This is a genomic window from Roseixanthobacter finlandensis (assembly GCF_043195105.2).
In the GTDB taxonomy this organism is placed as follows: Bacteria; Pseudomonadota; Alphaproteobacteria; order Rhizobiales; family Xanthobacteraceae; genus NCEH01.
Genome location: NZ_CM195536.1, coordinates 3,628,427 through 3,655,041 on the forward strand (window position 1 = coordinate 3,628,427; position 26,615 = coordinate 3,655,041).

Annotated in this window: 21 protein-coding genes; 8 read left to right on the plus strand and 13 right to left on the minus strand. The window is 64.6% G+C overall.

Going from position 1 to position 26,615, the window contains the following annotated elements:
* Positions 1–92: 92 nt before the first annotated feature.
* Positions 93–986, minus strand: coding sequence for an amidohydrolase family protein (locus tag V5G24_RS17210; protein ID WP_394080784.1), 894 nt, complete (start codon positions 984–986; stop codon positions 93–95).
* Positions 979–2,271, minus strand: coding sequence for an MFS transporter (locus V5G24_RS17215; protein ID WP_394080782.1), 1,293 nt, complete (start codon positions 2,269–2,271; stop codon positions 979–981). Before V5G24_RS17215 ends, V5G24_RS17210 begins: the two co-directional genes overlap by 8 nt.
* A 258-nt stretch (positions 2,272–2,529) precedes the next feature.
* Here V5G24_RS17215 and V5G24_RS17220 point away from each other — a divergent pair, with 258 nt between their 5' ends.
* Both V5G24_RS17220 and V5G24_RS17225 read left to right on the plus strand, forming a co-directional pair.
* Positions 2,530–3,252, plus strand: coding sequence for a GntR family transcriptional regulator (locus tag V5G24_RS17220; RefSeq protein WP_394080780.1), 723 nt, complete (start codon positions 2,530–2,532; stop codon positions 3,250–3,252).
* A 17-nt stretch (positions 3,253–3,269) separates the two neighbouring features.
* Entirely contained in the window at positions 3,270–4,985 is a 1,716-nt protein-coding gene (locus V5G24_RS17225) for a dihydroxy-acid dehydratase (RefSeq protein WP_394082065.1), read from the plus strand.
* A 109-nt stretch (positions 4,986–5,094) separates the two neighbouring features.
* Here V5G24_RS17225 and V5G24_RS17230 read toward each other — a convergent pair whose 3' ends face one another.
* Positions 5,095–5,316, minus strand: a complete 222-nt coding sequence (locus V5G24_RS17230; protein WP_394080778.1) for a type 2 periplasmic-binding domain-containing protein — start codon at positions 5,314–5,316, stop codon at positions 5,095–5,097.
* Positions 5,317–5,350: 34 nt separating this feature from the next.
* Here V5G24_RS17230 and V5G24_RS17235 point away from each other — a divergent pair, with 34 nt between their 5' ends.
* The gene (locus tag V5G24_RS17235; RefSeq protein WP_394080776.1) at positions 5,351–5,674 is read left to right on the plus strand and encodes an SDR family oxidoreductase; all 324 of its coding nucleotides are present in this window, start codon (positions 5,351–5,353) and stop codon (positions 5,672–5,674) included.
* A gap of 383 nt (positions 5,675–6,057) precedes the next feature.
* Here the strand turns inward: V5G24_RS17235 and V5G24_RS17240 are convergent, their stop codons facing one another.
* Positions 6,058–6,984 carry a hydrogen peroxide-inducible genes activator gene (locus V5G24_RS17240; protein WP_394080774.1) on the minus strand — a complete coding sequence of 309 codons (927 nt, stop codon included), beginning with the start codon at positions 6,982–6,984 and terminating at the stop codon, positions 6,058–6,060.
* Between the two features lie 130 nt (positions 6,985–7,114).
* On the opposite strand from V5G24_RS17240, the gene katG reads away from it, so the two are divergent.
* The 4 genes from katG (at position 7,115) to V5G24_RS17260 (ending at position 14,866) form a co-directional block, all read left to right on the plus strand.
* Positions 7,115–9,286, plus strand: coding sequence for a catalase/peroxidase HPI (gene katG / locus V5G24_RS17245; RefSeq protein ID WP_394080772.1), 2,172 nt, complete (start codon positions 7,115–7,117; stop codon positions 9,284–9,286).
* A 178-nt stretch (positions 9,287–9,464) separates the two neighbouring features.
* A complete protein-coding gene (locus V5G24_RS17250) occupies positions 9,465–10,889 on the plus strand; it encodes a sigma-54-dependent transcriptional regulator (RefSeq protein WP_394080770.1) in 1,425 nt (474 codons plus the stop codon).
* Positions 10,890–10,891: 2 nt separating this feature from the next.
* Positions 10,892–12,916, plus strand: a complete 2,025-nt coding sequence (locus tag V5G24_RS17255) for a sensor histidine kinase (RefSeq protein ID WP_394080768.1) — start codon at positions 10,892–10,894, stop codon at positions 12,914–12,916.
* A gap of 297 nt (positions 12,917–13,213) precedes the next feature.
* Positions 13,214–14,866 (plus strand): OFA family MFS transporter, encoded by a 1,653-nt coding sequence (locus V5G24_RS17260; protein WP_394080765.1) that lies wholly within the window; start codon positions 13,214–13,216, stop codon positions 14,864–14,866.
* Between the two features lie 125 nt (positions 14,867–14,991).
* Here V5G24_RS17260 and V5G24_RS17265 read toward each other — a convergent pair whose 3' ends face one another.
* From V5G24_RS17265 to kce, 8 genes are all read right to left on the minus strand, one after another.
* Positions 14,992–15,570, minus strand: a complete 579-nt coding sequence (locus V5G24_RS17265) for a DUF302 domain-containing protein (protein WP_394080763.1) — start codon at positions 15,568–15,570, stop codon at positions 14,992–14,994.
* A 34-nt stretch (positions 15,571–15,604) separates the two neighbouring features.
* Positions 15,605–16,339 (minus strand): ABC transporter ATP-binding protein, encoded by a 735-nt coding sequence (locus tag V5G24_RS17270; protein WP_394080761.1) that lies wholly within the window; start codon positions 16,337–16,339, stop codon positions 15,605–15,607.
* The gene (locus V5G24_RS17275; RefSeq protein WP_394080759.1) at positions 16,336–18,123 is read right to left on the minus strand and encodes a branched-chain amino acid ABC transporter ATP-binding protein/permease; all 1,788 of its coding nucleotides are present in this window, start codon (positions 18,121–18,123) and stop codon (positions 16,336–16,338) included. The genes V5G24_RS17270 and V5G24_RS17275 overlap by 4 nt, the downstream gene beginning before the upstream one ends.
* The gene (locus V5G24_RS17280) at positions 18,123–19,160 is read right to left on the minus strand and encodes a branched-chain amino acid ABC transporter permease (protein ID WP_394080757.1); all 1,038 of its coding nucleotides are present in this window, start codon (positions 19,158–19,160) and stop codon (positions 18,123–18,125) included. Before V5G24_RS17280 ends, V5G24_RS17275 begins: the two co-directional genes overlap by 1 nt.
* A 68-nt stretch (positions 19,161–19,228) precedes the next feature.
* Positions 19,229–20,410: an ABC transporter substrate-binding protein gene (locus V5G24_RS17285; protein WP_394080755.1), complete on the minus strand. Its 1,182-nt coding sequence runs from the start codon at positions 20,408–20,410 to the stop codon at positions 19,229–19,231.
* A gap of 69 nt (positions 20,411–20,479) precedes the next feature.
* Complete coding sequence (locus V5G24_RS17290) at positions 20,480–21,703, minus strand: CaiB/BaiF CoA transferase family protein (RefSeq protein ID WP_394080753.1); 1,224 nt, start codon at positions 21,701–21,703, stop codon at positions 20,480–20,482.
* Positions 21,704–21,714: 11 nt separating this feature from the next.
* Complete coding sequence (locus V5G24_RS17295) at positions 21,715–22,449, minus strand: enoyl-CoA hydratase/isomerase family protein (RefSeq protein WP_394080751.1); 735 nt, start codon at positions 22,447–22,449, stop codon at positions 21,715–21,717.
* Between the two features lie 107 nt (positions 22,450–22,556).
* Positions 22,557–23,429 (minus strand): 3,5-dioxohexanoate:acetyl-CoA acetone transferase, encoded by an 873-nt coding sequence (gene kce, locus V5G24_RS17300; protein WP_509292327.1) that lies wholly within the window; start codon positions 23,427–23,429, stop codon positions 22,557–22,559.
* Between the two features lie 679 nt (positions 23,430–24,108).
* Between kce and V5G24_RS17305 the strand changes: the two genes are divergently transcribed.
* On the plus strand, positions 24,109–24,861 hold the full coding sequence (locus V5G24_RS17305) for a GntR family transcriptional regulator (protein ID WP_394080747.1): 753 nt from the start codon (positions 24,109–24,111) through the stop codon (positions 24,859–24,861).
* A gap of 212 nt (positions 24,862–25,073) precedes the next feature.
* Here V5G24_RS17305 and V5G24_RS17310 read toward each other — a convergent pair whose 3' ends face one another.
* The gene (locus tag V5G24_RS17310; protein WP_394080746.1) at positions 25,074–26,438 is read right to left on the minus strand and encodes a dicarboxylate/amino acid:cation symporter; all 1,365 of its coding nucleotides are present in this window, start codon (positions 26,436–26,438) and stop codon (positions 25,074–25,076) included.
* Positions 26,439–26,615: the final 177 nt, after the last annotated feature.

Below are 26,615 nucleotides of genomic sequence, written 5' to 3' on the forward strand. Positions count from 1 at the left end.
AGGATCGGCCCGCCAACCCGCCGCTTCCCAGCGGGCGCTACCGCCAGCCTGAGGCGTCGGCCGATCCCCGAGGGACCGGCCAGACGGACGTTTTAGGATTTGAAGCCGTAGAGGCGGTGTGCGTTGTCCGAGAGGATGCGATTGCGCGTGGCTTCGTCGGGAACCCAGTCGGCCAGCAGGTCGAGCAGGTCGCCGACATTGGGCATGGGTGTCCAGGTGGACACATGCGGCCAGTCCGAACCCCAGACGCACCGCTCTGGCGCGACCTCGACCAGCGCGCGCGCCAGCGGGGTCGTGTCCCGATAGGGTGCGCCCTCGACCGAAAGGCGGTAGGCGCCGGAGAGCTTGACCCAGCCACCCTCCGCCACCAGCCGCAGGAGTTCCTGGAAACCGGGGTGCTCGATGCCTTCCGATGCCGGGAAATGGCCCATGTGGTCCACCACCGCGGGCGCGCGCAGCTTGCGGATGCGCGGCCCGAGTTCGCCCAGGTCCCGCGCATCCAGGAGGAACTGGAGGTGCCAGCCCATCTCGGCGCACAAGTCCCCGTAGCGCTCCATGAGATCGAGGCTGACGCCGCCGCCGAACAGCGCGTTGATGCGCAACCCGGCGACCCCCGCCTCCTTCAGCTCCGCATAAACGGCGTCCGACAGGCCGAGGTCCGCCACGGCCACGCCCCGCAGGCGGGCCGGGTTGGCCCGCAGCGTCTCCAGCATCAGCCGATTGTCGGTGCCATGGACGCTGACCTGGACCAGCACGCCGTAGGTCATGCCGGTGGCATCCAGCATGCCGAGATAATCGGCGGCCGTGGCGACCGGAGCGGTGTAGCTCCGGTTCGGCATCAGGGGATAGTCCGGTGGCGCACCGATCACATGGGCATGGGTGTCCACCGCCCCCACCGGCACCTTGAAGCGCGTCGCACCACGCGGATGGGGATCCGGCCCCGGACAGGCCGGCGGTTCCCCGTTTTGGATTATGGGATCACTCATCGGGGTGCAGCACCTTTCCACGAGTCTCCGGCAGAGCCAGCGCCCCCACAAGCAGCAATCCGTAAGCGAGCACGGCGAAGATCGCAATGGCACTGGAAAGCGCCATCTGAGACGAGAGGAAACCCACCAATGCCGGGAACAAAGCACCGATGCCGCGCCCGAAATTATAGGCGAAGCCCTGGCCGGAGCCGCGCAGGCGGGTCGGGAAAAGCTCGGTGAGGAAGGCGCCGAGGCCGGAGAAATAGCCCGAGGCGCAGATGCCCAGCGGGAAGCCCAGATACAGCATGACCTGATTGGACAAGGGGAGCTGCGTATAGGCGATCACCAGGATCGAGGCGAGGATCGAGAACAGGATGAACAGGCGGCGCCGGCCGATGCGATCCGCGAGATAGGCGCCCCAGACATAGCCGATGAAGCTGCCGACGATGAGCAGCGCCAGATAGCCGGTGGAGCCAACCACCGTCAGCCCGCGCTCGACGCGCAGATAGGTGGGCAGCCAGGTGGTCACCGCGTAGTAACCGCCCTGCGCGCCGGTGCAGAGCAGGGACGTGAGCAACGTGATCTTCAGGACGCCGGGTGAGAAGATCTCCCACAGCGAGGGGCGATCCTTGGTCTTGCTTTCCAACTGGCGGGAGACCGCCGAAACCTCCGGCTCTTCCACGTAGCGGCGCAGGAAGAAGATCAGCAAAGCGGGAATCGCGCCAAGGCCGAACATCCAGCGCCACGCCACCTCGGGCGGCAACATGGTGTAGCAGACCGCCTGCAGCAGCACGGCGGCGCCCCAGCCGACGGCCCAGCCCGATTGGACCGTGCCCACGGCACGGCCGCGATACTGCGCCCGGATGGTCTCGCCGATCAGCACGGCACCTGCGGCCCATTCGCCGCCGAAACCAAGCCCGAGCAGGGCGCGGATGATCATCAACTGCTCGAAATTCTGAGCGAAGGCGCAGAGCAGGGTGAAGACGGAGAACCACAGAATGGTGATCTGAAGGGTCCGCACCCGCCCGATCCGGTCGGACAGGAAGCCCGCGAGCCAGCCGCCGAGCGCGGAGACGATGAGGGTCCCGGTGACCGCAAGGCCCGCCATGCCGCGATCCACCTGCCACATCGCGATGATCGTGCCGATCACCAGCGGGTAGATCATGAAATCCATGGCATCAAGGGCCCAGCCCATGAAGCAGGCCCAGAATGTACGCTGCTCCGGCGGCGTCATACTCCGGAAAAATCCACTCAGGCTCAGGTCCTCTGCGGGCATAGACCTGTCAGTTGCAGGCGTAATACTCATTTTCGTCTCCCTCAAACGCATCTGGACCGCCTTCAGCGGTTCTCAGGAGTGCGCACCCCTATTTTTATTTTGGTTCGAATGAAGCGCCGTTCGGACGAGCTGGCGCCGCATCGCGATGGGACGACACCGTAGGAGAGGCAAATTTTCGCGTCAATAAGATTGTCAATAATCTCGGCGATAACTATCTTGACGGTCGTGGCGCCTTGACGTTGGTGTATGAAGATGCGCTGAGAGCGTTCCAGCGACAGGAGCTTTGGGTTGACGAGAACCGTTCGCGCTGCCACCGCCGACCCTTCCGGCAGCGATGGCCGCACCGCCGAAAAGCCGGAGCCGGCCTCCCTTGAGGCCATGGTGGCCGCACTGGAGGAAGACATCGTGCTGGGCCGCCTGCACCCACGTGAACGCCTGATCGAGGAGGATCTGATCGCCCGTTTCGGCGCGACGCGGCATCTCGCCCGGCAGGCGCTGATCGAACTCGATCGGATGGGCCTGATCGAGCGTATCCCGAACCGTGGCGCCCAGGTGCGCAGCTACACCGTCGAGGAGGTCGAACAACTCTATGTGCTGCGCGGCTTGCTGGAGGCCGAGGCGGCGCGCCTGATCGCGCTTCCCATGCCGGCGGACGACCTAGCCGAGCTGAAGGCCCTCCAGGTGACCCATGATACGGCGATCGCCGCCGGCGAGGTCGCCGCGATCTTCCGCGCCAATCTCGCCTTCCACCGCAAGCTGTTCAGCTGCTGCCGCAACGTTTTCCTGTCCGACGCCATCACCGCCGCGGCCCAGCGCGCCCACGGCATCCGTTTCCTGGTGCTCACCGCCCCGCACGAACGCGAAGCCGCGCGCCAGGAACACCATGCCATGATCGCGGCGATCGAAGCGCTGGACAGCGATCTCCTGGTGCAATTGTGCCGCAACCACCTCCCCGCCTCCAAGGCGGCGTATCTGCGCGCATTCGGCCAGGTTCCCCGCGACTCCCTCTAGATTCGAGCTTGACCGAGATGAGTGAAGACCCCTCCCCCGTCGGCCTGGCCCGCGGGCTCACAAATTACGGCGATCGGGATTTCGCCCGTTACCTCAGGCTCTCCATGGCCAGGTCGATGGGCTATTCCGAGGCGTTGCTGAACAAGCCCGTGGTTGGCATCGCCTCGACTTACAGTGAGTTCAACAATTGCCACCGCAACGTTCCTGAACTCGTGGCGGCGGTGAAGCGCGGCGTGCTCGCGGCCGGCGGCCTGCCCCTGGAATTCCCCACCATCTCGCTGGGCGAGGTGTTCCTCAATCCCACCAGCCTGTTCTTCCGCAACCTCATGTCGATGGACACCGAGGAGATGATCCGTGGCCAGCCCATGGATGCGGTGGTGCTGGTCGGAGGCTGCGACAAGACCGTGCCGGCCCAGCTGATGGGCGCAGTCTCGGCGGGCCTGCCGACGGTGCAATTGGTGACCGGGCCTATGATGACCGGCCGGTGGCGCGGCGAGCGGCTCGGTGCCTGCACGGACTGCCGCCGGTTCTGGGCGAAATACCGCTCCGGCGAGATCGATGACGCGACCATCGGCGAGGTGGAAGGCAATCTCGCCACCACCACCGGCACCTGCGCGGTGATGGGCACCGCCAGCACCATGGCTTCGATCGCCGAGGCCCTGGGCATCATGCTGCCCGGCACCGCCGCAATTCCTGCGGTGCATGCCGACCGCCTCCGCGCCGCCGAGGCCTCGGGCGCCGCCGCGCTGTCACTGGCGCGGGCCGGCATCACCATCCGCGACATCATCACCGCGAAGTCGATTGAAAACGCCATCCGGGTGCTGCTCGCCATCGGCGGGTCCACCAACGGCATCGTTCATCTCACCGCCATCGCCGGGCGCGCCGGGGTAGACATCGACCTCAAGCGTCTGAACGAACTCTCCGACACCACCCCGGTCCTGGTGGATCTGAAGCCCACCGGCCCGTATTACATGGAGGACCTGCACGCCGCCGGTGGCATCGGCGCGGTGTTGCGCGAACTGAAGCCGCTCCTGCACCTCGATTGCATGACCGTGGCGGGCGAGACCCTCGGCGAACGCCTTGCGCCTGCTCCCGCCTTCGTCGACCGCACGGTGGTCAAGGCCCTGGATGCGCCGCTCCAGCCCCAGGGAGGACTGGTGGCGCTGTTCGGCAGCCTCGCCCCGCGCGGTGCGATCCTGAAGCGCGCCGCGGCCGACCCCGCCCTGTTCGAACGGGAGGGACGCGCGGTGGTGTTCACCTCGCTGGAGGATCTCGCCGGACGGATCGACGACCCGGACCTCGACGTCGCGCCCGACGATTTCCTGGTGCTGCAGAATGCCGGGCCGCGCAGTGCATCCGGCATGCCGGAATCCGGCTATCTCCCGATCCCGCAGAAGCTCGCGCGGCTGGGGGTCAAGGACATGGTGCGGATTTCAGATGCGCGCATGAGCGGAACCGCCTACGGCACCATCGTGCTGCATGTCGCCCCCGACGCGGCATCCGGTGGTCCGCTGGGCCTGGTGCGCAACGGCGACCGCATCCGCCTGTCCGTCAAAGCCGGTACCATCGACCTGCTGGTGGATGAGGACGAACTAACGCGCCGCAGGCACGATCACCCCCCCGCACGCCCCGCGCCCCAGCGTGGCTATGCGCGGCTTTACTACCGCGAGGTGCTCCAGGCGGACCAGGGCTGCGACTTCGACTTTCTGCGTCCGGTCCCCGTGGGGGAATAGAACGGCGCCCAAGATCGCGCAGTGCGGCCGAACCTCGTAAAGTCTCAACGCCAAGGCTCCATTTTCGCCTGGGCGATGTGTATTGGCATCGGCCAGGGCATCGCCCTGGTCATGGAGCGGAGGAGCGGAGGAACGGTTCGGCTGGCTGAAGCGTGATGCCGAGACAGGGCTGGATGACGATTCCCAACCCCTTGCGCACGAACCCAGCCGCGATGGCGACCTGCTCGAAGACAAACTTTGGCTGATAGACCAACCCCTTCTGCAGGAAGACCGCACTGACGTATTCGGTCGCGGTGCTGGCGCTTGACCCGCATATGAGGGGGAGGTTCACAAGATCCTGCATCCTGACGGACCCGCTCGGGAGGATGTCGCAGCCGCTCGGGGCCAAGGCCGGGCTGATCCAGTTCACGCGCGCGATCGCGGTCATTTATGTCGCCGAGGGCATCCGCCTGAACTGCGTCGTGCCGGGGCTCATGCAGACGCCCTTGCTGGACAATCTCGTGCAGAAATACGCGAAGGATGATCCGGAAGCGTTTCTGCCCCGCCGCAACAATCAGATTCCCATGAAGTACATGGGCAGCGGCTGGGACACCGCGCATGCGGTCCTGTTCCTTGCCAATGACGAGAGCTGCTACGTCACCGGAACGGAAAGCATCGTCGATAGCGGGCTGATCGCCGCCACACCCTAGCGCGTTTTCAGCAAAAGTGGAGTCCGGTTTCGCGTTAAGAAAACGCGTCAGAACAAAAGCCTAGAGCACGTTCAGCGAATCGGTATTCGCCGAATGTGCACTAGGCTCCAGCCGTGTTCCAAATGGTTGCTGGAGGGGCCAAGCTTTGAAAATGAGCCTGCTTTACTGCGTCAATGTCCAGAACGCGCGCATCGTCCGCGTCTCCTCCGACGGCACATGTGAGGCAGTGGCCCGTTACCATGGCTGGCCCAACGACCTCAAGTTCGGGCGGGGCGGGCCGGACCTATATCGCCGACTATATGCACGGCGTGATGGTGCTCGACCTCGAAACGCGGAAGGTCACGCCACTCATCGAGCGCTATCACGCCGAGCGGTTCCAAGCGCTAATTGGCCTCGCATGCCTCCCACTGCTCACGCATGAAATCGGTGGAGCTGCGGACCACGTCAGAAATCTGCACAAGCTGCTTCGTGAGCGGGCTTGTCTTGCGCCAGACCATGCCGATGGTTCGCGAAGGCTCGGGACTTGCGAAGCGCGCCACGGACACCGATGCCGAGCGCGTCTCCACCGCCACCGCCATTTCCGGTATCAGCGTGATGCCGATGCCGGCGTCCACCATCTGGACCAGGGTGGACAGGGAACTCGCCTCCAGAAAATCGCGCGGCGTCGCGCGTATATCCACATTGCAGAACGACAGGGCCTGATCGCGAAAGCAGTGCCCCTCCTCCAGCAGAAGCAAGCGCATCTCGCGCAGCGCATCGGGGGCGGGCACCGGCTTTCCCTCATCCGCGCCGGGCCGGACCAGGACGAAATTCTCGGTGAACAGGGGGATTTCGACCAGGGCCGGCTCGGAGACGGGCAAGGCGACGATGGCCGTGTCGAGCCGGCCGTCTTCCAGCTCCTGGAGGAGCCTTGGCGTCTGCGTCTCGCGCACATGGATGTCGAGACCTTCGTGCTGGCGGCTCAGCCTGCCGAGGAGGGTTGGAAGCAGATAGGGCGCGACCGTCGGGATCACGCCGATGCGCAGCCGCCCCATCAGCCGGTCGCGGGAGGCGCGCGCCAGATCTCCCAATTCGTCGATGGAGCGCAAAATGTCGCGGATGCGCGGGGCGAACTCCTCCCCGAAGCTGGTCAGCCGAACTTGGCGGGCGCTGCGCTCGAACAGCTCGGTGCCGACCTCCCGCTCCAATTCCTTGATCTGCATCGACAAGGCAGGCTGGGAGATGCCGCAGGCCTCGGCAGCCCGTCGGAAATGGCCATGCCGCGCCAACGCCTCGAAATAGCGGAGCTGCTTGAATGTCAGATTTTTCATAAGCTGAACTTATCACAGCAATCAGTAAATCAGAATTAATCTAATGACAGAGATTTGGTAAGAGGCGTTCGTGTGAAGCTCGGACCGGTCGATTGTCTCGCTTGGCCCGCAGCCTGGATCGGAGGGAAGCATGAACGCGACGACTGAGGAGAGCACGGGCAAATGCCCGGTCGCCCACGGCACCGGCGGGACCCAGAATCGCGACTGGTGGCCGAGCCAGCTGCGTGTGGATCTGCTGAACCAGCACTCCGCCAAGTCCGACCCGCTGGACCCGGCATTCAACTATCGCGAAGAGTTCAAGAAGCTCGATTTTGAGGCGCTGAAGAACGACCTGCGCAAGCTGATGACCGATTCGCAGGATTGGTGGCCGGCGGACTTCGGCAATTATGGCCCGCAGTTCGTTCGCATGTCCTGGCACAGCGCCGGCACCTATCGCCTCGCGGACGGCCGCGGCGGCGGCGGCCGCGGCCAGCAGCGCTTCGCCCCGCTGAACAGCTGGCCGGACAATGTCAATATCGACAAGTCGCGCCGCCTGCTCTGGCCGATCAAGAAGAAGTATGGCCAGAAGATCTCCTGGGCCGACCTGATCATCCTCACCGGCAATGTGGCGCTGGAGACCATGGGCTTCCGCACCTTCGGCTTTGCCGCCGGGCGCGAAGACACCTGGGAGCCGGACCAGGACGTGTTCTGGGGCTCGGAGACCGCCTGGCTCACCCATCGCGCCCTCGACAAATTCGACGCGCCGCTGAGCGCCACCGAGATGGGCCTGATCTACGTCAATCCGGAAGGCCCGAACCGCGACGGTGATCCCCTCTCCGCCGCCGCCTTCATCCGCGAGACCTTCGCCCGCATGGCGATGAACGACGAAGAGACCGTCGCGCTCATCGGCGGCGGCCACACCTTCGGCAAGACCCATGGCGCGGCCCCCGAATCCCACAAGGGACCGGACCCGGAAGCCGCCGAGCTGGAGGCCCAGGGCCTCGGCTGGGCCAGCAATTTCGGCACCGGCTTCGGCTCCGACGCCATCGGCAGCGGCCTTGAGGTCACCTGGACCCAGACGCCCGCCCAGTGGAGCAACCACTTCTTCGAGAACCTGTTCAAATATGAATGGGAGCAGACCCGCAGCCCGGCCGGCGCGATCCAATGGGAGGCGAAGGACGCGCCGGACGTCATCCCGGATGCGCACGATCCGTCGAAGAAGCATAAGCCGACCATGCTGACCACCGACCTGTCGCTGCGCTTCGACCCGGTCTATGAGAAGATCTCCCGCCGCTTCCTGGAGAACCCGCAGGCCTTCGCCGAAGCGTTCGCCCGGGCATGGTTCAAGCTGACCCATCGCGATCTCGGTCCGCGCTCGCGCTACCTGGGTCCGGAAGTGCCCCGGGAAGTGCTGATCTGGCAGGATCCGGTGCCGGCGGTGGATCATCCCCTGATCGACGCGGCGGACGCGGCGGAGCTCAAGGCGAAGGTGCTGGCCTCCGGCCTCACCGTTTCCGAACTGGTGGGCACCGCCTGGGCCTCAGCCTCCACCTTCCGTGGCGGCGACAAGCGCGGCGGCGCCAATGGCGCGCGCATCCGCCTCGCCCCGCAGAAGGACTGGCAGGTCAACCAGCCCGAGCAGCTCGACAAGGTGCTGACGATCCTCCAGCGCATCCAGGGCGAATTCAACCTCAACGCCACCGGCGGCAAGAAGGTGTCGCTGGCCGACCTGATCGTTCTGGCCGGCAATGCCGGCGTCGAACAAGCGGCGAAGGCGGCCGGCCATGACGTGGCTGTCCCGTTCTCGCCAGGCCGCACCGACGCCTCGCAGGCGGAGACGGATGCCGACTCCTTCCAATGGCTGGAGCCGAAGGCGGACGGCTTCCGCAACTTCCACAAGTCGGGCTATGCGGTGCCCGGCGAAGTGGCGCTGATCGACAAGGCCCAGCTCCTGACGCTGACCGCGCCGGAGATGACCGTGCTGGTCGGAGGCCTGCGCGCCATCAACATCAATGTGGGCGGAGCCGCCGTCCTCACCGAGGCCCCCGGCGTGCTGACGAACGATTTCTTCGTCAATCTGCTGGACATGGACACCAAGTGGACGGCCGCGCCCGACACCACGGACGTATACGAAGGACATGATCGCAAGACCGGCGAGCTCAAATGGACCGGCAGCCGCGTCGACCTCGTGTTCGGCTCGAACTCCATCCTACGTGCCTTGGCTGAGGTCTATGCTTCGGCGGACGCGAAGGAGAAGTTCGTGAAGGATTTCGTGGCGGCCTGGACCAAGGTGATGAACCTCGACCGCTTCGATCTGGCCTGAGCTCCCTGGCCTGAGCTCCCCCAAAATCCCCAACCGCCGCCGCGCCCGGGCCGCGGTTGGGGCACGGCCTTCGATCATCGCTCATCACGCTGAAGGGTGAACCGGCGGTTGTGTTCCGCACCACAGAAAGGCGGGCGTGGTCTTTGCATTGGCGTGCTTGCTCGCCCATAGTAAACTCATGACGGAAGAATATTCGGGCGCGGAAAAGCTACAATCGGGCCCCCGTGCGCGCACGGGGACGGCGGACGCCGAATTTGGCCCCTGGCTCGCCCAGGCCTCCGTCCTCGTTGTCGATGATGAGCCGGGCATCCGCAATTTCCTGGTGCGCACCCTGCGGCCGCGCTGCAAACAGGTGGATGAGGCCGCAGATACCGCGGAGGCGTCCCGCAAACTCGACGTGCAGCACTTCGACGTCATCATCATCGACAACATCATGCCCGGGAAGACCGGCCTGGAATGGCTGGCCGAGCAGCGCACCGTGGGCCTGTTCGCCGATGCCATCCTCATCACCGCTTATGCCGATCTCGAGACGGCGATCCAGGCGCTTCGGGCGGGGGCGGCGGATTTCGTCCTGAAGCCGTTCCGTTCGAACCAGATCATCAATGCCGTCGCCCGTTGCCTCGAACGGATCCGCCTTCAGCGCGAGAATTTCGTGCTTCAGCACGAGCTGCGCTCAAGCGCCGACCGTGGCATTCTGCGCGACAAGCTGATCGGCACGTCGGCGGTGATTCAGAAGGTGCGCGAAACCATCTCGCGGGTCGCGCCCCTGCCCACATCCGTACTTCTCACCGGCGAATCCGGGACCGGAAAGGAAGTGGCCGCGCGCTCGCTGCATCTTCTGTCCGACCGCGCCGACAAGCCCTTCGTGCCGGTGAATTGCGCCGCCATTCCGCAGGACATGATTGAGAGCGAACTGTTCGGGCATCTGAAGGGCGCGTTTTCCGGCGCGGTCTCGGCGCGCGACGGGCTGTTCATCCACGCCCATGGCGGAACGCTGTTCCTCGACGAGATCGGCGAATTGCCGCCGGCCATGCAGAGCAAGCTGCTGCGCGTCATCGAGGATCGCCGGGTGCGTCCGGTGGGAGCCGAACGCGAGGTGCCGGTGGATCTGCGCTTCGTCTTCGCCACCAATCGGGAGCTGGAGAAGGAAGTCCAGCAGGGGCGCTTCCGGGCCGATCTGTTTTACCGCATCAATGTGCTGCAACTGCATCTTCCCCCGTTGCGCGACCGGGGCGAGGACGTGCAGGAGCTCGCTGGCCTGTTCATGCGCACGCTGTCGCGGCAGCTCGGCATGCCGCCGGTGATGCTGGATGGAGCGGCGCGCATCGCCCTTGGCCGCTATCCCTGGCCTGGCAATATCCGCGAGCTGCGCAACCTCATCGAGCGGACCCTCATTCTTGGACGCTTCCCCGACGATTTCCCCGGCTTGCGCGGGGGCGCTCCGGCCGTGCTCGGAAACAGTCTGGAAGAGGTGGAGAAGCGCCACATCCTCACTGTGCTTGAGGCCACCGGCCACGACCGCGCCGAGACCGCCCGCCGCCTCGGCGTCTCGCGCAAGACGATCGACCGCAAATGCGCGCAGTGGAATGTCCGGGACCGCTGACAATGTCCAGGACTCCTGACCGGGCCGCCGCCCGGCGCCCGGAACGCTCGGTCCGCTTCCGACTGCTCGCCATCGCGCTTCTGCCGACCCTGGTCGTGGTGCCGCTGCTGCTCGGCGTCACCATGGTGCGCTGGAACGCCAAGTTCGACGCCTTGCTGGTCTCGAAGGTCGATGGCGACCTGACCATCGCGCACCAATATCTGGCGCGGATGCTGGAATATAACCGCGACCAGATCGAGGCGCTCGGCCTCTCGGCGCTGTTCCGGGACGTGGCCGGCGGCAGCGAGGACACCGGCCTTTCCGAACTCCTTGAGACGCGCCGCCGGGCGCTCGGACTCGACTTCCTCTATGTGCTCGACGCGGACCGCGCGATCCTCGCCGCCTCCCCGCGGTTCGCGAGGGCCGACGTACGCGACGACTGGCCGGTGATCGACGCAGGCCTGCGCGGCGATCGGCGGGCCGCGATCGATGTCTTTTCCAATGCCGAGCTTGCCGCCATCTCCCCCGCCCTCGCCGAACGGGCGCTGCTGGAGCTCGTGCCGACCACGAATGCGGTTGCGAGCGATCGGCGCGAGGAGACGCGGGGCATGGTGGTCCATACTGCCGCCGGGGTTCAGCTGCCGGGCGGACGCAGGGGCGTGCTCGTGGGCGGCATCCTGCTCAACCGCAATCTCGTGTTCATCGATACGATCAACGATCTCGTCTACCAGGCCGCCAGCCTGCCGGAGGGCAGCCAGGGCACGGCCACCCTGTTCCTGGGCGATGTGAGGATCAGCACCAATGTCCGCCTGTTCGAAGGGCGCCGGGCGCTGGGCACGCGGGTGTCCCATGCGGTGCGCGAGGCGGTGCTCGGCAAGGGCCGGATCTGGCTCGGCAGCGCGTTCGTGGTCAACGACTGGTACATGTCCGCCTATGAGCCCATCGTCGACAGCTACGACAAGCGGGTGGGCATGCTCTATGTGGGGTTCCTGGAGCGACCGTTCACCGACGCGAAATACACCACCCTCCTGGCGGTCATCCTCGCATTCGTGACCGTCTCGGCCGCGAGCGTGCCGATTTTCCTGCGATGGGCGCGCGGCATCTTCAAGCCGCTGGAACAGGTGAACGACACCATCGTGTCGGTTGAGGGCGGCAATCGGGACGCCCGCACCGGCCTCTTGCGCGCGGACGACGAGATTGGCCGCGTCGCCATGCATCTCGACCATCTTCTGGACCAGCTCGCCGCACGCGAACGCGAACTGGTGCAATGGAACGAAGACCTCAACCGAAGGGTCGACGAACGCACCCGAGAGCTCCAGCTTGCCAACCGGCAGATCGAGGCGACGACCAAGCAGCTCATCATGTCGGAGAAGCTGGCGGCGATCGGCGAGATCACCGCCGGCGTCGCCCATGAGATCAACAATCCCATCGCGGTCATCCAGGGCAATCTGGACGTGCTGCGCGACGTGCTCGGCCGGCAGGTGGATTCGGGCCGTACCGAGTTCCGCTTGATCGACGAGCAGATCGACCGCATCAGCCAGATCGTCAACAAGCTGCTGCAATTTGCAAAGCCGGAGGAATATGCCGGCTTCATCGAGCGGCACGCGCCGGCGGACATCATCACCGATTGCCTTCCCCTGGTGCAGCATCTGATGAACCGCAGCGGCATCGCCGTGGTGCGGGAGGACCGGGCGACACGCCAGGTGCTGATGAACCGCACAGAGCTTCAGCAGGTGCTCGTCAACCTCATCGTCAATGCGATCCACGCCATGCCCGATGGCGGGGTCCTGACGCTGCGCAGTCGCGATGGCACGCAGGAGGAGCGGCCCGGCATTCTGATCGAGGTGGCCGACACCGGGGTGGGCATGGCCGCCGAGGTGCTGGAGAAGATCTTCGACCCCTTCTTCACCACCAAGCGCAGCACCGGGACCGGCCTTGGCCTGTCCATCACGCAGAAGCTGGTGGCGCGCCAGGGCGGGGCGATCCAGGTGGAGAGCACGCCGGGCGTGGGAACGACCTTTACGGTGTTCCTCCCCCAAGCAGATTGATGCACTGCAAGAGACATTCTGTCTAACGGCGGGACTTTTTGTCCTCAAAACAAAAATGTGTCGGCCGAAAGAGCGTTGCAATACCTCGGCCGGCCATGTGGCATGCGAATTGCGACCTTTCCTTCCCAAAAGAAAAACAAGTGAAGGACCAGGAAACGCAGACCCTCAGGGCTCGCATCATTACGGCAGTGCAGCAATTATTCTCAACGCGACCCGCCACCGGTCGCGATGCGTGCGCCTGTCCCCCGTGCAGCCCTTTCGCAGCTCTCAAAGCAACAAAAGCACTGGGGAAGACTCATGACAGCAAGCGTGAATACATTCGACGGTCCCGCCAGCGGGATCGGCATTCTGGACCGCGAGCGGATCGTCGCCCGGCCCGGCTTCAATCGCTGGCTGGTGCCGCCGGCGGCGCTGGCGATCCATCTGTGCATCGGCATGGCTTACGGCTTCAGCGTGTTCTGGCTTCCGCTCTCACGCGCGATCGGCGTCAACCAGCCGGTTGCCTGCCCGAACATGAGCCTCGCCACCGCGCTGTTCACCACCACCTGCGATTGGCGCGTCGCCGATCTTGGATGGATGTACACGCTGTTCTTCGTGCTTCTGGGCTCCTCGGCCGCCCTGTGGGGTGGTTGGTTGGAGCGTGCCGGCCCGCGCAAGGCGGGCGTCGTCTCGGCCTGCTGCTGGTGCGGCGGCATCGCGCTGGCCGCGCTCGGCGTCCTGACACACCAATTATGGCTGATGTGGATCGGCGCGGGTGTGATCGGCGGCATCGGCCTCGGGCTCGGCTATATCTCGCCGGTCTCGACGCTGATCAAATGGTTTCCCGACCGCCGCGGCATGGCCACCGGCATGGCGATCATGGGGTTCGGCGGCGGCGCGATGATCGGCGCCCCGCTGGCCAACATGCTCATGAATGCCTTCAAGACCACCACCTCCGTGGGCGTGTGGCAGACCTTCCTGGTGATGGCCGCCATCTATTTCGTATTCATGATGGCCGGCGCCTTCGGCTATCGCATTCCCCCGGCGGGCTGGCGCCCCGAGGGCTGGACCCCGCCGGCGACCAAGTCCTCCATGATCACCCATCGCAACGTTCATCTGCGCGATGCGCACAAGACTCCGCAATTCTGGCTGATCTGGGCGGTGCTCTGCCTGAACGTCTCGGCGGGCATCGGCGTCATCGGCATGGCCTCGCCCATGCTTCAGGAAATCTTCGGCGGCCGCCTCCTCGGCCATCCGGAACTGTCGTTCACGCAGCTTGATGGAGGGCAGAAAGCCGCCATCGCGGCGATTGCCGCGGGCTTCGCCGGCCTGCTGTCGCTGTTCAACATCGGCGGCCGGTTCTTCTGGGCCTCGATGTCGGACAAGATCGGACGCAAGAACACCTATTACACCTTCTTCATCCTCGGCATCGCCCTCTATGCGCTCGCGCCCTCGGCCGCGCACATGGGAAGCCAGGCGCTGTTCGTGGCGATCCTGTGCGTGATCGTGTCCATGTATGGCGGCGGCTTCGCCACCGTGCCGGCCTATCTCGCGGATGTCTTCGGCACCCAGTTCGTGGGGGCGATCCACGGCCGCCTGCTCACCGCCTGGGCGACGGCCGGCATCATCGGCCCCGTGGTGGTGAATTATATCCGCGAATTCCAGATCAATGCCGGCATTCCGCGCGACCAAGTCTATGACTTCACCATGTATATCCTGGCGGGGATGCTGGTCCTGGGCCTGATCGCCAACGCGCTGGTGCGCCCGCTACCCGAGCGCTGGTTCATGAGCGATGCCGAGGTGGCCGCGCTCCAGGCGAAGGCGGTGTCGAAGGATGCCGGCCCAAGCGGCGCGTTCGGCATCGGCAAAGGCGGCCTGGATGGCAAGGCCGCCCTGGCCTGGGCGGCGGTCGGCATCCCGATGGTCTGGGGCATCTGGCTGACGCTCAAGAGCGCAGCCGCCATCTTTTGAGCGGTGCGGCGGCGGAGGAGCCCCAAACTGGGCACCCTCCGTCGGCCGCGCCTTGAGGTCCCCGCCGGACGCCTGCGGGAAGAAGATTGCCCACGCGACCATGGCCGCGTGGGCTTTTTTGAAGATCAGTTGCTTGATGTTCCCGGTGCGCGGCTCACCTTGAGCAGGAGCCGTTGCATCCGGTCGTCAAGCGAGCGCGCAATTGCATCGATTTCAGGGCGCTTGAACTGGCCGAACAGGGTGCTCGGCTTGTCGTATTCCATGGTCGTTCCGCCATTCTTGTTGGCGTAGACCACCACGCGGAGCGGCGCATACAAGCCGGCGGCCGGATCGACGTTGGTCATCTCGGTCGCGGAAAGGATGTTGCCGATGTAGTAGGCGACGAGCTCGCGCTTCTGGCCCTTGAGTGCCAAGAGGTCGCCATGCAGGGCGATGTAGTGGATCGCAAGCCCATCCTCTCCGGCGATCCGCTTGGCCCCCGCCCGGAGCGCCTCGACGTCGTTGCTCCTGATGAGCGGGCGCAGTTCGTCGAGGCGACCGAGTTTCTCGATATCCGCCTTCACATCCTTGTAGCCCCGCGGGGTGGTCACCGTGATGTGCTCCACCGGCAGGGGGGTCGAAATCACCTGCACATCGTCGTTCGCGCGGGCGGGTGCGGCGAACGCAAGACTTGCAAGGATCAACGCGGTAATTGGCGCTTTCATTGTTTCCTCCTCCTTGGTTAAACGCGTTATCGGATCAGCGCGCGGCCATGGACGCTCCGCCGTGAGTGCCGATGTAGATCGCCGCGACCCGCGGGTCGCAGGCGAGGTCCTGCGCCCCGCCTTCCAGCGTGATGCGCCCGGACTCGATGACGTACCCGCGGTCGGCGATGGCGAGTGCCGCCCGCGCGTTCTGCTCCACGAGCACGATTGACGTGCCTTCATCACGAAGCTGACGGATCACCTGCATCGTCTGCGCGATGATCCTTGGTGCGAGGCCGAGGCTCGGTTCGTCGAGCAACAGCAGGCGAGGCCCGCACATGAGCGCCCGACCGAGGGCGAGCATCTGTCGCTCTCCACCAGAGAGCGTGCCGGCGAGCTGCCGGCGCCGCTCCTTCAGACGGGGGAACAGGGCATAGATGCGCTCGCATGCGCGCACAGCCCCGGCCCGGCCGCGCAGATAGGCCCCAAGGCCGAGATTGTCCTCGACCGCCATATCGGCGAACAGCTCGCGTTTCTCCGGCACCAAAGCAATGCCCGCGGCGAGGCGGTCTTCGATCGGCAGCCGGGTGATGTCGTGACCATCGAAGCGGATGCGCCCGGCAATGAGGGCGTTGAGGCCGGCCGTCGCCGCAAGGAGCGTGGTCTTGCCGGCACCGTTGGGACCGATGACGGTCGTGATCTGACCTTCTTCGGCCTTCAGATCGATGCCGAAGATGGCCTCGGCGCGGCCGTAGCCGACGCGAATTCCCTTGATCTCCAGCAGGCTCATGCGACGCCTCCCAGATAGGCTTCGAGCACCCGAGGGTCGCTTTGCACAAGGGAGGGCACGCCCTCGGCGATCTTCACGCCGTATTCCATCACCACGATGCGATCCGCGAGGTTCATGACAAATTCCATGTCGTGCTCGACAAGCAGCACGCTCACGCCGCGCGCCCTCAGCGTGCGGAGCAAGTCCGCAAGCCGTTGCTTCTCGGCGAACCGCAGTCCCGCCGCTGGTTCGTCCAGCAGAAGGATCGAGGGTTCGAGCACCAACGCACGGGCGATCTCGACGATGCGCTGCTGGCCGAGCGAGAGCTGGCCCGCTGGCCTGTCGCGCTCGGCGAGGAGTCCCGTTTCTGCGAGCGCGCGCTCGGCCCGCGCGCGGAGCGTCGCTTCCTCTCCCCGGTCCAGGTGGAGCGCGTTGCGCACGAAGCCGCAGGAGGCGGACCGATGCGCTCCCAACATCACGTTCTCTATCACCGGGCGGTCGGCCAGCAGCTTCACATGCTGGAACGTCCGCGCCACGCCCTTGGATGCGATGGTGCGGGCCGGCTTGCGATCGATCCGTGCTCCATGCAGGCAGATCGAGCCGGAAGTGGGAAGCAGAACCCCCGTGATGAGGTTGAACATGGTGCTCTTTCCCGCACCGTTGGGTCCGATGAGCGCGACGATCTCCTGCGCGTTCACTTCGAATCCCACATCCTGCACGGCCGCGAGGCCGCCGAACTCCTTGCGCGCCCCCTCAATGGAAAGGAGCGTGCTCAAGGCTGGCTCGCGCCCGCCCTCTCGCACCGCAAGCGTGGGCCCGGCGGCGGTCGCGCCAGACGAAACCGAGGTCGCCGGCGCCGTTCTGAAGCGGGCCGCCAGCGCGGCGAAACGCGGCCACAACCCGTCGGGCATGAAACGCATCAGTGCGATGACCACGAGGCTGAAGGCGATCACCTCGAACTGCGCGCCGTCGCCGATGAGCGCTGGCAGCAGATCCTGAAGCCATTGCTTCAGCATGATCACGACGGCGGAGCCGAGCACTGCCCCCGCGATGGAGGACATGCCGCCGATGACAATCATGAACAGATATTCGATACCCATGTTGAGCCCGAACGGCGTCGGATTCACGAATCTCTGGAAATGGGCGTAGAGCCATCCGGACAGGCCCGCGAGCAACGCGGCATAGACGAACACCTTCATCCGATAGCGCGCGGTGTCGACCCCCATGGCTTCGGCCATGATCGCCTGACCGTTGATGGCCCGCAGCACACGCCCGGCGCGGGAATTGAGAAGGTTCGCCGAGGTCCAGCAGGCGACCCCCAGCACGCCCAGCACCAGCGGCAGCATGTCCCGTGCGCTGGCAAGAGGATAGGTGCCCACCGTGATCGGCGGGATGCCGGAGAGGCCGGTGAAGCGGCCGGTGATCTCGAGATTGCCGAATACGATATAGAAGCCCACCGCCCAGGCGATGGTGCCGAGCGGGAGATAATGGCCCGACAGGCGCAGCGTCACGAGCGCGATAACGAAAGCCGCAAGCCCCGTGATCGCGAGGGCGAAGATAAGGCCGATCCAGGGGGAGAGGCCGAAAGCGGTCGTCGCGATCGCCGTCGCATAGGCCCCGAGACCCACGAAGGTCGCCTGGCCGAAAGAGGTGGCGCCGGTTACACCCGTGAGCATCACCAGGCCGACACAGACGAGCGCGGCAAGGCCGATATAGATCAGCAGCGTCGCGTAATATTCGGGTAGGACGCGCGAGAGCGCGATGGCGAGCACAAGCCCCACCAGGAAAAGAGCGGTCGCTTTCATCACTCCTCCGAATAATTATGTTGGAGCGACAACCAGAGCAGCACTGGCAGCACGAGGAAGAACACGATGGCTTCCTTGAAGGCACTGGCGAAAAAGGAGGCGTAGCTTTCCGTGAGGCCGACGAAGAGAGCACCGGCCACCGCCAGGGGGAAACTCGTGAGATTGCCGATGATGGCCGCCACGAACCCCTTGAGCGCTATGAAGAATCCGGTGTCGTAATAGAGCGTGGTGACCGGGCCGATGAGGAGCCCGCTCACGACGCCCAGCAGCGCGGCAAGCGTAAAGGCCATGCTGCCGCCGCGCTCCGGGCGGATCCCCACGATGCGCGCCCCGATGCGGTTCGAAGCCATGGCGCGCAGGGCCTTGCCGAAGGTCGTCAGCGCGAAGAGGAGCGCCAAGGCCACCATGACAAGCGCGGTCACAGCGAAGATCGAGGCTTCCGACCCGGTAAAGCTCAGCCCCGCGAAAGACACGTCGAACGGGATCAACGGAGGCGTGCGGAAACCTTCCGCCCCGAAGAAGGAAAGGCCAAAGCCGACCATTGCAAGATGGACCGCGACCGAGACGATCAGCAGCAGCAGCACGGAATAGTGAGCGATGGGCGCATAAATGGTCCGGTAAAGCAGCGGTCCCAGCGGCACCACCACGAATAAGGTCGTGAGCACCTGCACCGCGAAGCCCGCACGCGGGGCATCCACGACAAACAGCAGGATGGCCGCCACACCCGTCGGAGCGGTGAGAATGGCGAGCTGGGAGAGAAATCCCGCTATGGTCCGGGCCGGCGTCGCCATCCAGGCGGCGACCATGGCAGCGGCGGCCCATCCCGTCATCGCGAGCAGCAGCCAGAAGGTCGCGGGCACCCGCCCGGTCTGGAGCAGGGCGAGCGTCAAGGCGCCATAAGTTACAAACTCACCCTGGGGCACGAAGATGACCCGGGTCACACTGAAGGTCAGCACCAGCGCCAGGGCGATGAGAGCATAGATGGCGCCGTTCACCGCTCCGTCCTGAGCGAGGATGGAGGCAATCTGGAAATCCATGTGCTTTCTCCCGAAAGCCGTCTGTGTTCGGGGCTGCCGGCGCCGTGCGGGCCGGCAGCGCTGGACCATCAGTCGGTGGCGAGCAGGTCGATCAGCTTCCAGGAGCCGTCCTTGACCTGCACAATCACCCGCGCGCGATTGTCGAGCCCCACATGGTCGGCGGGTGTGATGTTGAACACGCCGTGCACGCCGGGGACATTCTTGCTTGATTCAATGGCATCGCGCAGGGCCTGGCGGAATTCCGGAGTGCCGGGTTTCGCCACCTTCAGAGCCTTCGGCAAGGCCGCGGCAAGCAGGGCATAGGCGTCATATGCATGGCCGCCGAAGCCGGCGCGGCTGCCCGCGCCGTATTTTTCCTCATAGGTGCGCACATAGTTCAGCGCGACCGCCTTCACGGGGTCAGAATCGGGCAGTTGCTCGGCCACGAGCATGGGCCCGGCGGCGAGGATAGTGCCCTCCACTGCCTTGCCGCCGACCCGCAGGAAGTCCGCATTCAGCACGGCATGGGTCTGGTACTGCTTGCCCTGATAGCCACGGTCCCGGAGCGCAGCGGCCGGCAGAGCGGCGGGCGTCCCGACCGCGGCGATGAACACCGCGTCGGGCTTGGCGGAGACGATCTTCAGCACCTGCCCGGTCACGCTGGTATCGGTCCGAGAATAACGCTCGGATGCGACCACCTTGAGGCCCGCTTCCTGCGCGGCCTTCTGGAATTCATCCCAGAAGCTGTCGCCGAACGCATCGTTGAAGCCCATGAAGGCGACGCTCTTCACACCCGATTTCTTCATATGGGCCACGATGGCATGCACCATCATGCTGTCGGCCTGCGATTGCTTGAACACCCAATAGCGCTTGTCGTCCATCGGCAGGACCATGCGCGCGGTTGCCGCCTGGACCAAGAACGGCGTCTTGCCTTCCGCGACCACGTCGATATTGGCAACCCCGATGGGCGAAGTATTCGCACCCACGATGGCGTCCACATTGTATTCGCTGATGAGCTTCTTCACGTTCTTGACGGCGGTGGTAGGATCTGACCCATCATCAAGGATGATCCAGTCGATCTTCTCACCGGCGATCTCCTTGGGCAGAAGTTCGAGCGTATTCTTGTAGGGAATGCCCAGAGACGCCGCCGGACCGGTCACCGAAACCGTGGCGCCGATCTTCACATCGGCAAGCCCGGTACCGGCGGCGCCGAGCCAGATGGCGGCGGCGACCGTGGCCGCGGGCAGATGTTTGAAGGCTGATTTCATCATGTCTTTCCTCCCTCTGGCGCCGCCCATTCCGTGTGCGGTCGCTCTTTTTTTGACTGGTCTCAAGCGGCGTCAGGCGCAGCCAGGGACATGCGAGGTAAGCACGCCCTTTGCCTCCAATGCCGCGATCTCGTCCGGCCCGTAGCCGAGCTCTCTCACTACGTCCCTGTTGTGTTCGCCGCGGAAGGCGGGGAGTCCGGGATGTTCGAGCTGATCCCTGGAAAACCGCCAGGGGCGGCCGGGAATACGCGCGGTGCCGCCGTGGCGATCATCGACGTAATCGACCGCGCCCCACCATTCGGCCCACTCGGAGCCTACGAATTCCTCCACCGATCGCACCACGCCAAACGCGAGCTTGGCCTCATCGAGCTGGGCATCCAGCATTTCCAACGTCGGGAACGTGAGGATCCAGCGCTGGAAGATCTCGTGAAAGGCGGCCGCATTGCGCATCCGCGCTTCCGCGGTCGCGAACCGAGGATCGTTCATCAGATCGCCACGACGCATGGCGCCGACGTAGAAGGGAAAGGTCAGGCTGCTGACGATGCTAGTGGCGATCGTGATCTCCTCACCCGAGGCCGTGCGGTAAAAGGGCGACCAGGCGGGACCCAGCGCGGCAGGTTCCGCCCCGAGATCGACTCCCGACAGGTCTGCATGAACCCGTTCGTTCACGGCCAGGATCGTGGCCGCCATCGCCACATCCACATACTGGCCTAAGCCGGTCTCGTCGCGCCGATGGAGGGCGGCGAGAATGCCGATCACCGCTTCAAGGCCGGTATAAACGTCAGCATGGGAATAAGCGTCGTGGCGTTGTACGCGCAGATCCTCCCCAAGATGGGCGTGCAGGCCCTGCACGAACCCAGCTTCCGCGTGCACGGTCGGGGCGTAGGCCGCGCGATGCGAGAGCGGCCCGCCCTGCCCGTAGCCGCTGATGGACGCATAGATCACACCGGGATTACGGGCCGCGACGGTCTCATAGTCGAGCCCGAAGAACGCCAGCGTGCCCGCCCTGAAATTCTCGACGATGATATCCGCCTTGTCGCAGAGTTGCATGGCGATCTCACGGGCCTCGGAATGGTTCAGATCGAGGCTGAGATTGCGCTTTCCCGCATTCTGCTGGATGTAATAATGGGAGATTCCCTCCCTGTTAGGAACGGCCGCGCGGGAAATATCCGGCCGCGGCGGTTCGATCTTGATGATGTCGGCACCAAGATCATGCAGGGTCTTCGTGCAGTGCGGACCCGCAAGGACACGGGAGAAATCGACGACGCGAATGCCGTCCAGGGGGCCTTTTGCCATCTTTATCTCCTTCAGCGACCGACGAACACCGCCTGGCCCGGGCCCTTCTCCTCGAAGGCCGACAGGCCGATCGACAGGTCCTCGCTGGACCAGATGGGGAGCTGGACTTCGGTCATGGCTTCATCCGCGGCACGCATGCCATCCTGCTGATAGATGCGCACGAGGCGCTTCGTGCAGCCGTGCGCGGCGGTGGGGCCGAACGACAGCTCCGTCGCGAGCGCCAAAGAGAGCTCGTCGAGCTGCGCATCCGGAACGACGCGGTTGACAATGCCCCAGCGCTCCAGCGTCGATGCGTCGTGACGGCGGGCCAGCATGACGATTTCGTTTGCGCGTGCGACGCCGGCGCGCGCGATCACCCGCTGGATGCCGCCCATCAACGGATGCAATCCTAAGCTTGCCTCCACGAGGCCGAATTTCGAGGATGCTGCCGCGACGATGAAGTCGCAGAGCAGCGCCAGCTCGAAACCGCCACCAAGCGCCACGCCATGGACCGCAGCGACGGTCGGAACCGGGCATGCCTCGAGAGCGCGCATCACGCCGAGGGCGTCAAACTGTTCGCGGAACTGGGCGCCCTGCGCCTTGAAGAGCGCAAGGTCGGCGCCGGCCGAAAAATGGCGCAGGGCGCTTTTCAGGACGATGGCCCGGGCACCCGATTGAAGCGCACGATCGATGGCGTCGATGAGCGCCGGTCCAAGGTCGCATCCCACGAGATTATGCGGTGCGAACCGCATGGTGAGGATGGCCACATCGCCCTGCTTCTCGACGGCGACGACATCTGTTTTCTCGAGCATCTCAGCCCTCCCTTCGGCTCCTGGCCGGTTCTGTCCATTGATGATCTGTGATCCGCGCCGGTTCAGAACGCGACACGATCCGCACCTTTGAGGCCGAGCACTGCCCGCGCTTCGTCCGGCGTTGCGATCTCGTGGCCCAGCTCCTCCAGGATGCGGCGGATCTTCGCGACCTGCGCGGCATTGCTCGTGGCGAGCTTGCCGCGGCCGAGGAAGAGGCTGTCTTCGAGCCCCACCCGCACATTGCCGCCCAGCATGGCGGCCTGCGTCGCGAAGGGCATCTGATGCCGCCCGGCTGCCAGCACCGACCAGTGGTAGTCATTGCCAAAAAGCTTGTCGGCGGTGCGTTTCATGAACAGGAGATTGTCCATGTCCGCGCCAATGCCGCCGAGAATGCCAAAGATGAGCTGCAAAAAAACAGGCGGCTTGAACCACCCCTGATCGAGGCAATGGGCCAGATTATACAGGTGGCCGACGTCGTAGCACTCGTGTTCAAACTTCGTGCCGTGACCCTCGCCGAGCAGCTTGTAAATACGCTCGATGTCGCCAAACGTATTGCGGAAGATAAAATCCTTGGTTCCGGTGAGGTACGGCTCCTCCCAAGGATGCTTCCAATCCGAATAGCGCGCGACAAGGGGATGCAGCGCGAAGTTCATGGATCCCATGTTGAGGGAGCACATCTCCGGCGCCGCCTTCAGGGGCGCAGCGAGGCGGTCCTCCACCGTCATGTTGAGGCCGCCGCCGGTGGTGATGTTGATGACCGCATCCGTGCTCTGCTTGATCCGCGGCAGGAATTGCATGAAGACGGCGGGGTCGGGCGTCGGCCGCCCATCCTTCGGATCACGGGCATGAAGGTGGAGTATTGATGCACCCGCCTGCGCCGCCTCGACAGACTGCGTGACAATTTCGTCAGGTGTAATCGGCAGATACGGGGACATCGTCGGCGTATGAATGCCGCCGGTGATTGCACACGTGATGATGACTTTGGTTTTCACGACCGGCCCTCGACAACAGCAGACCTCTAGTCCTTCGGCGACGGGCGTCGGCCGAGACATTGAGCTGCGAGCGTTTCCAATCCAGCGATTTTTCGCTGTTGTTACCTTGACGATGCCAATCCATAAAATCCATGTCAACAACAATTATGGACTTTTTTCGAATAAGTCGTCATTCTTGGTGCCGCGATGCCCCGGGCCGTCGAGGGCAGGGGCGCCGTGTATGGCGAAGAGCGTGGGTCAGCCACGCCGACATGAACGGTGAAAAGAATGTGGGAGGACGACAATGTGTACATGTGCAGCCCATATGTATGCCCATCTGCTGCTGATCAGTTGTCGGGAGCAGGATGCCGAGGGCGCGCCGGATGCAGCCCGGACGCAACCTGCTCCAGACCAGATCCTGCATGCCGTTCCGGCCATCCGCCGAGCCGGCGGGCTTCGCGGCTTGCTCCGCCGCCTGCTTGCTGGCCGGAACCGGACGAACGGCCCGGCCCTTGGCTGAAATGGATGCTGGCTTCGCGCGGCGAACCAGAAACACGCCGATGGGCAACGTGCCTTCAAGTGCGAAAAATGGACTTTTTTCGCTCTCCATGGTATCGGCGTCAAAAAGGGATTATCGCTCGATATGCTGAGCAGACAGACGCCTCCATCCAGCCGGACCCAGTTCGCTTATGAGCAGATCCGAGCCCAATTGCTCAATGGCCGACTGGCTCCGGGCAAAAAGCTGGTGATTTCGGAGTTGTGCGAGCAATTTTCAGCCAATCAGAGCGCCGTGCGGGAGGCCCTCTCCCGCCTGACCTCTGACGGCCTGGTGGAATCTCAGCCGCAGCGCGGCTTTCGGGTCGCCCCCATTGCTCCGGAAGAACTTCACCATCTTACGCAGGTGCGGCTCCTCATCGAGGAGCCCTGCATCCGGTCTGCCATCGCCCATGCGACCATCGCGTGGGAACAAGCAATCGTATCGGCGCTCCACGGGTTGCTTCGCACGCCGCGGCACGATTCATCCGGCAACGTCACTCAGGACTGGGCTGACGCGCACCATCACTTCCATCATGCACTTGTCGCGACCTGCGATAACCCATGGCTCTTGCGAATGCGCGAGATGCTCATGCTCCAGAGCGAGCGTTATCGTTGGTTCTCCATCGCAACTCCCGAGATGCGGCGTGATCTGAGCAAGGAATATACCCGCGTCGCCGACGCGTTCCTGGCCCATGATGTGGATCTTGCGATCGAGCTGATGCGCGACCATTATTTGCAGACGGCGAAGATCGTGCTTGCCGACGGAAAAGAGCCAAGTCGCAAGAAGCAGACCCGGAGCGCCGGAGAGGCGCAGACACTGCCGCCCACCGCCGGACACGTTCGACCCTCGTCCGAATAAATCTGGCGGCCAAGGCGCGAAGGCAGATCGGGGCCCAATGGGTTCCCGTTCTAACTGAGCGGCGGCTTCGGCGCGTCAGACTGAAGTCAACGGGAAGTTGCGGTGAGTACACCGCGCCTGTTTGCCGGCCGCGATCTTTCATGGACTCCCACTTCTCCCGGAGCTGCCAGCCCGCCTTGACCGGCCGGATGCAGGCATCCGGCCGTCCGTGTTCAGGCGGCGTTGCGGACCGTCGCCGTGTCCCCGTCCAGCACCACCGGGCGATCGAGCAGGGTATCGGGGTCCACCTGCCCGGCGAGGGCGCGGGCGAGTTGGTCCGCGTTCAGTTCACCTTCCCAGCGCGCCACCACGATGGTCGCCACCGCATTGCCGATGAAATTGGTGATGGCGCGGCACTCCGACATGAAGCGGTCAATGCCGAGAATGAGCGCCATGCCCGCCACAGGCACCGCCGGGACCACGGAGAGGGTCGCCGCCAGGGTGATGAAGCCCGCGCCCGTGATGCCGGCCGCGCCCTTCGAGCTGAGCATCGCCACCAGCAGCAGGACCACCTGGTCGGTCAGGCTGAGGTCGATGCCGGTGGCCTGAGCGATGAACAGCGCCGCCAGCGTCATGTAGATATTGGTGCCGTCCAGGTTGAACGAATAACCGGTGGGGATCACGAGCCCCACCACCGACTTGGCGCAGCCGGCCCGCTCCATCTTCTCCATCAGGCTGGGAAGCGCCGCCTCGGAAGAAGAGGTGCCGAGGACCAGCAGCAATTCTTCCTTGATGTAGCGCAGCAGCGCGAAAATAGAGAAACCATTATAGCGCGCCACGGCGCCCAGCACGATGAACACGAACAAACCGGCCGTCAGATAGAAGGTGCCGACCAGCATGGCGAGGCTCGCCACCGAGCCGATGCCGTATTTGCCGATGGTGAAGGCCATGGCACCGAACGCGCCGATGGGGGCGGTCTTCATCAGGATCGCCACCAGGCGGAACATGGCCTGCGAGAGCGAGTTCAGCACGTTCATCACCGGCTCGCCGCGATCGCCGATGGCGGCGAGGGCAATGCCGAACAGCACTGCGAAGAACAGCACCTGAAGAATGTCGCCCGAGGCCAGCGCGCTCACCGGCGTGTTGGGAATGATGGCCATCAGGAAGCCGACGATGCTCTGGTCGTGGGCCTTGCTGGTGTAGTTCGCGACCGCCTTGGGATCGAGGCTCGCGGGATCAATATGCAACCCCGCCCCCGGCTGGACCACATTGCCCACGATGAGGCCGATGACCAGCGCCAGGGTGGAGAAGGTGAGGAAATAGATCATCGCCTTGCCGGCCACGCGGCCCACCTTGCCGAGGTCGCGCATGCCGGCGATGCCGGTGACCACGGTGAGGAAGATCACCGGTGCGATGATCATCTTCACCAGCTTGATGAAGGCGTCGCCCAGCGGCTTCAGGTCGGTGGCGAGGGTCGGATAGAAATGGCCGAGCAGGATGCCGGCGGCGATCGCCAGGAGCACCTGAAAATAAAGGTGGCGATAGAATTTGCGATGCACGGCCGGAGCCGGCGTGGCGGGGACGGTGGCGGGTTTCATGGTGTTTCCTCTCGCATTGACCATCGGCGCCTCATTCCGCGGGCGGCGTTCTGGAACCTTGATGGTGGTGTCAGGACCCGGCGCTGCTCCACGCCGCCCGAAGCCCCGCGCAAGACGCATGCCAGCCCCATCAGCCGCAGGGGACTGGGGCAACACATTGAACTCAAACGCATTTGA